Source organism: Pseudomonas sp. F007 (assembly GCF_057814275.1).
Map to the genome: position 1 here is coordinate 169,590 of NZ_JBVATA010000012.1, position 7,048 is coordinate 176,637.

Sequence of the window (7,048 nt, forward strand, 5' to 3'; positions counted from 1 at the left end):
AGTCAACCCATGAGTGCCACATCCCCATCCCACCTGACCGAGCAGGCCACATCGGCGCCTCGACGCCCGGCCCATATCATCCGCAGCGACGCCGAAGCCATCGAGGTGGCGCAGCGGCTTGCCGAGGATTTTGCCCGTGAAGCCCTGGAGCGCGACCGTGACCGGCGCCTGCCGTGGGCTGAGCTGGAGCGTTTTTCCGACAGCGGCCTGTGGGCCATTACCGTGCCGCAAAGCCATGGCGGTGCCGGGGTGTCCTACCGCACCCTGACCGAAGTGGTGGCGATCATTTCCGCTGCCGACCCGTCGTTGGGACAACTGCCGCAGAACCACTTTGGCGTGGTCAACAACCTGCTGCTCACCGGCAGCGAGGCACAGAAGACCGAATACCTGGCCAAGGTGCTGGCGGGGTATCGCTTCGGCAATGCGTTTTCCGAGGCCAAGAGCAAGACCGTCACCGCCTTTGAAACGCGGATCCGTTTCGACGGCGACAGCGCCGTGCTCGACGGCGAGAAGGCCTACTGCACCGGCGCGCTGTTCGCCCATATCGTGCCGGTGGCCGGCGTCGACGAACTGAACCGGCCGTTCATAGCCTTTGTCCCGCGCGAAACCCCGGGCCTGCAGGTGATCGACAGCTGGGACGGTTTCGGCCAGCGCATCACCGCCAGCGGCAAGGTTCTGCTCGATGGCGTGCGCGTTGCCGCCAGCGCCGTCATTCCGGCCTGGAAAGCCTACGAGCAACCGACCGCCGACGGCCCGGTGTCACAGATCATCCAGGCCGCCGTAGACACCGGCATTGCCCGGGGCGCCTTTGCCGAGACCCTGCGCGTCGCTCGCCTGGCCCGACCCTGGGCCGACAGCGGCCTCGAGCAGGGGCGCCACGACCCCTTGAGCCAAGCCGCCATCGGTGACCTGGCCTGGCGCCTGCGCGCCGCCGAAGCCATCCTCCAGCGCTCGGCGCAAGCGGTCGACCTGGCCCTGGCCGAACCCAGTGAAGACAGCGTCGCCCACGCCTCGGTCATCGTCGGCCAGGCCAAGGTGCTGTCCACCGAGATCGCCTTGCTGGCGTCCACGCGCCTGCTGGAGCTGGGTGGCACGCGCACGGTGTCGGCCAGCCAGGGGCTGGATCGATTCTGGCGCAATGCGCGCACCCACACCCTGCACGACCCGGTGCGCTGGAAGTTTCACCTGATCGGCAACCAGCGCCTCAACGGCGTCAAACCTTCTCGTCATTCCTGGAACTAAGGAGCTTCCCATGCCCAATTCAACTAGCCGCGCCGATTTGCAATTCGCCGAAAACGCTTTGCGGGCGCTGGTCGAACATTTGCAGGCCGGGCCATTGAAAGACGACAGCCTGGCGATTGCCGCTGTCGGTGATCTCGAGGTGCGGGTTGCTGCCGCGCAGGCCCTGCTGGAGTGGGCCGAGCGCTCGCCAGCCGCGGCCATCGAGGCGCGCCTGGCGGCCGCCGAAGCGGCGCAACGGGGCAGCGAACTGCATCTGGAATGGAGTGGCCGGGCACTGCACAGGCCGAGTGCCGAAGGGCGAAACGAGCCACCGGCCCATTGGCGCCGACGCCTGGGTGACCACTACCTCAATGGGGCGGCGCTGGACTGACCGAGTTAATCCGAGGCGCCCCGTCGAGCACGGGGCGCCTTGGGTTTCAGCCTTGCTTGGCGCCCCCTCCGATCTGCCACACGTAAGGCGGCTCGGTACCGTTGACGTGCCAGTCGCCGATGATCCGTTCCTTGTAGATCACCGGGTTGTGTGAGGCGGCGGTGCGCGCGTTGCGCCAGTGCCGGTCAAGCTGCCTGGTGGTGCTGGTGCCCGATGCGCCGAGGGTGTTGAACAGGTCACTGGTGGCCCGCAGGATCAGCTCGACCGCCGCCACCTGGGCCTGGGCCGACTCCAGTTCGGCGGCGATATTGGCCTGGCGCTCGGCTTCTGCGTCGCCGGCGAAATGCGCGAGGTAGGCGTCCTGCGCGGCCTGGGCGGCACGCAGGGTGGCGGCCTCGCTGGCGTAGACCTGGCCGGAAGCCTTGCCGATCACTTGCTGGATCTGCGGGTCTTCGGCGGTGGACGCGGCAGCGCCATGACTGAATACCCGGGTGCGCTTGCCCACCTCGTGCGAGAAGTCGCGCAGGGCGGCGCGGCCGGAGCCCACCAGTACCGCAAGCAAGACCAGTTGATAGAACGCGGTCTGGTATTTGAAGCGGGTGCTGAAGTCGATGAGGTTTTCTTCCTCGACCACGGCGTCAACAAACACCGAGGTGCCGCTGCCGGTGGTGCGCTGGCCGAAACCGTCCCAGTCGTCGCTTTGCTGGACGCCCGGTTGTTGGGTGCGGATTGCGGCAATGATATCGGCGCCCGTGTCGTCGCGGCGGGCGAACAGGTCGATCCAGTCGGCATAGAGGCTGCCGGTGCTGTAGTACTTGGTGCCATTGACCACCCATTGATCGCCCTGGCGCGACACCCGGGTGATCACCTCGCCGATCTTCACCGCGCCGATTTCGGTCCAGGCGCAGCCCACCAGGTCACCCTCGACGAAGCGCTGCAACCACACTGCCTGCGAGCCGCTGGCCTGGGCGTTGAGTCGGTCCTCGACAAAGGCGAAGTGGCCGCGCAGGGCCTGGGCAATGTTCGAATCGGCTTCGGCCAGTTCGATCAGCAGTTGGAACAGTTGCGGCAGGGTCGCGCCGCCGCCACCGAATTCCAGCGGTACGCGTACGGCGCCGAAGCCGGCTTCCTTGAGCCACTGGATCGGCTCGTGGGGCAAGCTGCGCTCACGCTCGCGGGCCACCGTACCGGCGGCGATTCGCGCAAATATCGGCCGGAATCGCGCGGCGAGGCTGTTGTAGTCGACGCTGCTGGCGAGCGACGGCAGGTGTTGGGCTTGGGCAGTCATGGGAACTCTCCTGGAACGGAATCTGGACATGCGCCATTGCACAGGCCGTGCCGTTGCCGGGGGAGTCCGTGTTTACTGGGGATTGCTTGGGAAGGTGGGCGTGCGGACTGTTGGAAGCCCGGGCAGCTTGTTGAAGCACTGTTGATGGGGCAACAGTTGCGGGGCTGCGTTTTTTTTCTAACTAATTGAAATAAAACATTATTTTGTTCTGGCACAGTTGCTGCTCCGTTAATGACCAAACCGAGTCATCACTGGAGTACTTGCCATGAGCCAACAACCGATCAAATTCGCCTACTGGGTGCCCAACGTCAGCGGTGGCCTGGTGGTCAGCAAGATCGAACAGCGCACGCGCTGGGACATCGACTACAACCGTGAACTGGCGCGGATCGCCGAGCGTTCGGGGTTTGACTACGCGCTGTCGCAGATTCGCTTCACCGCCGGCTATGGCGCTGATAATCAGCACGATTCAGTGGTCATCAGCCACGCGTTGCTGGCCGCCACCGAGAAGCTCAAGGTGATCGCGGCGATCCTGCCGGGTCCGTGGACGCCAGCGCTGGCGGCCAAGCAATTGGCGACCATTGACCAGTTCACTCAGGGGCGGGTGGCGGTGAACATCGTCTCCGGCTGGTTCAAGGGAGAGTTCCGCGCCATCGGCGAACCGTGGCTGGACCATGACGAGCGCTATCGTCGTTCGGAGGAATTCATTCGCGCGTTGAAAGGTATCTGGACCCAGGACAATTTCAGCTTCTCCGGCGATTTTTACCGGTTCCACAACTACAGCCTCAAGCCCAAGCCGCTGCAGCGCCCGCATCCGGAAATCTTCCAGGGCGGCAGTTCGCGAGCTGCCCGGGACATGGCCGCGCGGGTCTCTGACTGGTACTTCACCAACGGCAACACCGTAGAAGGCATCAAGGCGCAGGTCGACGATCTGCGGGCCAAGGCGGCGCTCAACGGGCATTCGGTCAAGGTCGGGGTCAACGCCTTCATCATCGCCCGCGAGACCGAAGCCGAAGCGCGGGCAGTGCTCGCCGAAATCATCGACAAGGCCGACCCGCAAGCGGTGCAGGGCTTTGCCGGCGAAGCGAAAAACGCCGGTGCGGCCAGCCCCGAAGGCGAGGGCAACTGGGCGAAATCGAGCTTTGAAGACCTGGTGCAGTACAACGACGGGTTCAAGACCAACCTGATCGGCACCCCACGGCAGATTGCCGAACGCATCGTCGAGCTCAAAGCCATAGGCGTCGACCTGATCCTCTCGGCCTTCCTGCATTTCCAGGAAGAGGTCGAGTACTTCGGCAAGCACGTCCTGCCGCTGGTGCGCGAACTGGAACAGGCCCGCGCCGAGGTTCTGGAACCGGTGTGAAACCGCAGATTGGCGGTGGATGCTGATCGTGTGTTCGACCCTGAACCCTTGTAGGAGCTAGCTTGCTAGCGAAGGCGGTATGTCAGTCGACATAAATTTTGACTGACACACTGCCTTCGCTGGCAAGCCAGCTCCTACAGGTTGTATTTCAATTCAGGCGACTCTTACGCCACCCCATCCACAAACTGCTCCGCGTAATGACACGCCACCTGGCGGCTGTCCACCAGCCGCAACACCGGCTCTTCACTGCTGCAGCGCTCCGTGGCATACGGGCAGCGCTTGTGAAACGCACAACCCGGTGGCGGGTTGAGCGGGTTGGGGAGTTCGCCGACGATTTTGATTTTCGGCTTGTCCGGGTCCGGGTGGATGGTCGGGGTGGCCGACAGCAGCGCCTGGGTGTAGGGGTGCAGGGGGCGGGCGTAGATGTCGTGCTTCGGGCCGATCTCTACCGGGCGGCCGAGGTACATGACCATCACGTCGTCGGCCACGTGTTGCACCACGGCCAGGTTGTGGGAGATGAACACGTAGCCTGTGTTGAATTCCTGCTGCAGGTCCATGAACAGGTTGAGCACCTGGGCCTGGATCGACACGTCCAACGCCGAGGTCGGTTCGTCCGCCACCAGCACTTTCGGTTGCAGCATCATTGCCCGGGCGAGGGCGATCCGCTGGCGCTGGCCGCCGGAGAACATGTGCGGATAACGCTGGTAGTGCTCGGGCCGCAAGCCGACCTGCTTCATCATCGCCTGGACTTTTTCCCGGCGTTCCGCAGCGCTCAGGTTGGTGTTGATCAACAGCGGTTCCGCCAGTTGATCACCGATTTTCTGCCGTGGATTGAGCGAGGCGTACGGGCTCTGGAACACCATCTGCACGTCTTTGCGCAGCTGCTTGCGCTGGGCCTTGTCGGCGCCGGCGACTTCCTGGCCGGCGATTTTCAGCGAGCCGGAAGACGGCTCTTCGATCAGCGTCAGGGCGCGGGCCAGGGTGGATTTGCCGCAGCCCGATTCGCCGACCACGGCCAGGGTTTTGCCGGCCTCCAGCTCGAACGACACGCCATTCAGCGCACGCACGGTGGCGTGGCCCTTGAACAGGCCACGGGAGACTTCGTAGTGACGGGTCAGGTCACGGGCGGTAAGGACGACGGCCATTACGCCACCTCCTGATTCAGGGGATAGAAGCAGCGGGCGAGGCTGTGGCTTTTCGGGTCGAGGGTCGGCCGTTGGGCGCGGCAGCTGTCTTGTACATAGGGGCAGCGCGGCGACAGCAGGCAGCCGTGGGGACGGTCATAACGTCCCGGGACGATGCCCGGCAGGGTCGCCAGGCGCGTCGAGCCGAGGCTGTGCTCGGGAATCGCCTTGAGCAGCGCCTCGCTGTACGGGTGCGCCGGAATGTCGAACAGCTGCGGCACCTGGCCGACTTCCACGGCCTGGCCGGCGTACATCACGCACACGCGCTGAGCGGTTTCGGCGACGACCGCGAGGTCGTGGGTGATCAGCACCAGGCCCATGTTTTGCTCTTTTTGCAGGGCCAGCAGCAGGTCCATGATTTGCGCCTGGATGGTCACGTCGAGGGCGGTGGTCGGCTCGTCGGCGATCAGCAGTTTCGGTTCGCCGGCAATCGCCATGGCGATCGCCACGCGCTGGCTCATGCCGCCGGACAGCTGGTGCGGGTAGGCGTCCATGCGGCTGGCGGCGCCGGGGATCTCGACTTTTTCCAGCAATTCGATGGCGCGTTTACGGGCGGCGCGGCCGGACATTTTCAGGTGCAGGCGCAGCACTTCTTCGATCTGGAAGCCGACGGTGTAGCTCGGGTTGAGCGCGGTCATCGGGTCCTGGAAGACCATGGCCAGGTCTTTGCCGACGATCTTGCGGCGTTGACGGTTGCTCAGTTTGAGCATGTCTTTGCCGTCGAAGCTCAGGGCGTCGGCGGTGACGATGCCGGGGTGCTCGATCAGGCCCATCAGCGCCATCATGGTCACGGATTTGCCCGAGCCCGACTCGCCAACGATGGCCAATACTTCGCCCTTGTCGACATTGAGATCGAGGCCATCAACCACCGGCACGGCGGTCTTGTCGCCAAAACGCACGTTGAGATTCTTGATTGCTAACAGTGACATGGGAATCTCCTCAGGCGGCATTCTTGAGCTTCGGATCCAGCGCATCGCGCAGGCCGTCGCCCATCAGGTTGATTGCCAGCACGCTGAGCAAAATGGTCAAACCCGGCAGGCTCACCACCCACCAGGCGCGTTCGATGTAGTCGCGGGCCGAGGCCAGCATGGTGCCCCACTCAGGGGTCGGCGGTTGCACGCCGAGGCCGAGGAAGCCCAGTGCCGCAGCGTCGAGAATCGCCGAGGAGAAACTCAAGGTGGCCTGGACGATCAGCGGCGCCATGCAGTTGGGCAGCACGGTGATGAACATCAGCCGCGGCAAGCCGGCACCGGCCAGGCGCGCGGCGGTCACGTAGTCGCGGTTCAACTCGCCCATCACCGCGGCGCGGGTCAGGCGCACGTAGGACGGCAAGGAGACGATGGCGATGGCAATCACGGTGTTGATCAGGCCAGGGCCGAGGATCGCGACGATGGCCACGGCCAGCAGCAGCGACGGCAGGGCGAGCATGATGTCCATCAGGCGCATGATGGTCGGGCCGAGCAGGCGCGGGAAGAAGCCGGCGAACAGGCCCAGCAGGATCCCCGGGATCAGCGACATCACCACCGACGACAAACCGATCATCAACGACAGGCGCGAACCCTGGATCAGTCGCGACAGCAAATCACGACCGAGCTCGTCGGTGC

At 64.5% G+C, this 7,048-nt stretch carries 7 protein-coding genes; 3 read left to right on the forward strand and 4 right to left on the reverse strand.

The annotated features are described in order from the left end of the window. Positions 1-9: 9 nt before the first annotated feature. Both ACZYR5_RS27765 and ACZYR5_RS27770 read left to right on the forward strand, forming a co-directional pair. The gene (locus tag ACZYR5_RS27765; protein ID WP_489092637.1) at positions 10-1,242 is read left to right on the forward strand and encodes an SfnB family sulfur acquisition oxidoreductase; all 1,233 of its coding nucleotides are present in this window, start codon (positions 10-12) and stop codon (positions 1,240-1,242) included. A 10-nt stretch (positions 1,243-1,252) separates the two neighbouring features. Continuing rightward, on the forward strand, positions 1,253-1,612 hold the full coding sequence (locus ACZYR5_RS27770) for a hypothetical protein (RefSeq protein WP_489092638.1): 360 nt from the start codon (positions 1,253-1,255) through the stop codon (positions 1,610-1,612). A 46-nt stretch (positions 1,613-1,658) separates the two neighbouring features. Here the strand turns inward: ACZYR5_RS27770 and ACZYR5_RS27775 are convergent, their stop codons facing one another. Beyond that, a complete protein-coding gene (locus tag ACZYR5_RS27775; protein WP_489092639.1) occupies positions 1,659-2,900 on the reverse strand; it encodes an acyl-CoA dehydrogenase family protein in 1,242 nt (413 codons plus the stop codon). A 265-nt stretch (positions 2,901-3,165) separates the two neighbouring features. On the opposite strand from ACZYR5_RS27775, the gene sfnG reads away from it, so the two are divergent. Continuing rightward, entirely contained in the window at positions 3,166-4,260 is a 1,095-nt protein-coding gene (sfnG, locus tag ACZYR5_RS27780) for a dimethylsulfone monooxygenase SfnG (protein ID WP_489092640.1), read from the forward strand. A gap of 164 nt (positions 4,261-4,424) precedes the next feature. Here sfnG and ACZYR5_RS27785 read toward each other — a convergent pair whose 3' ends face one another. From ACZYR5_RS27785 to ACZYR5_RS27795, 3 genes are all read right to left on the reverse strand, one after another. Then, positions 4,425-5,405 carry a peptide ABC transporter ATP-binding protein gene (locus ACZYR5_RS27785; RefSeq protein ID WP_489092641.1) on the reverse strand — a complete coding sequence of 327 codons (981 nt, stop codon included), beginning with the start codon at positions 5,403-5,405 and terminating at the stop codon, positions 4,425-4,427. Then, on the reverse strand, positions 5,405-6,373 hold the full coding sequence (locus ACZYR5_RS27790; protein ID WP_489095177.1) for an ABC transporter ATP-binding protein: 969 nt from the start codon (positions 6,371-6,373) through the stop codon (positions 5,405-5,407). The genes ACZYR5_RS27785 and ACZYR5_RS27790 overlap by 1 nt, the downstream gene beginning before the upstream one ends. A gap of 10 nt (positions 6,374-6,383) precedes the next feature. Next, on the reverse strand, positions 6,384-7,048 hold a 665-nt coding region (locus tag ACZYR5_RS27795), incomplete at its 5' end, for an ABC transporter permease subunit (protein WP_489092410.1).